Here is a 729-nt window from a genome sequence, read left to right as displayed (position 1 = left end):
CTAGGCCGTAGACTCATAAGCGCGAAGCCACAGTCGCATTGAGGCGAGTTGGATCATGGCGAGGAAGTTGGCTGCCAGTTTGTCGTACCGTGTAGCGACACGGCGGAAATGTTTCAGCTTGGAGAAGAAGCGCTCGATCAGGTTTCGCTCGCGATAGAGGCGCCTGCTGAAGCAAGGTTTCCACTTCCGGTTCCGCTTGGCGGGAATGTTGGGCGTCGCACCGTGCTGCTGGATCAACTCCCGGATACGGTCGGCATCGTAGGCCTTGTCGGCCAGGACGATGATGCGCGGGCCGAGATGGTCGAGCAATCGATCGGCGATCTGCCCATCGTGCGTTTGTCCCGCCGTCAGGCCGAGCCGGATCGGGAGTCCTTGCGCGTCGACGACGACGTGGATTTTGGTCGTGAGGCCACCTCGGCTGCGACCGAGACAATTATCTGCGCCCCCCTTTTTGCCGTCGCAGCCTGCTGGTGCGCCCGAATGGAAGTGCTGTCGATCATCTGGATTTCACCATCATGCGCTCCGCTGATGGCGTCCATGAGCCGATCCCAAACACCTGCTTTTCGCCAACGCGAGAAGCGGTTGTAGCAGGTGGTGCGTGGCCCATAGCGCTCGGGCAGGTCGCGCCATGGCGCACCGGAGCGCAGCACCCAGAAGATTCCGTTTAACACGCGTCGGTCATCGACGCGCGGCACGCCTCTAGGTTTGTTGGGTAACAGCGGTTCGATC

General features: G+C 61.0%; 1 protein-coding gene. It reads right to left on the bottom strand.

What is annotated here, in order from left to right; all coding sequences use genetic code 11:
• Positions 1-728 (bottom strand): IS5 family transposase gene (locus NKI95_RS34345; protein ID WP_352722280.1). Its coding sequence is split into 2 segments (ribosomal slippage): positions 1-443 and positions 443-728, totalling 729 coding nucleotides; the frame shifts between segments, so codons are not numbered across the junction.
• Position 729: the final 1 nt, after the last annotated feature.

Origin of the sequence: Mesorhizobium sp. M0306, from assembly GCF_040321655.1 — a bacterium.
GTDB lineage: Bacteria > Pseudomonadota > Alphaproteobacteria > Rhizobiales > Rhizobiaceae > Mesorhizobium.
The sequence above is the reverse complement of the archived record's forward strand: the minus strand, read 5'-3'. Positions and strand labels throughout refer to the sequence as shown.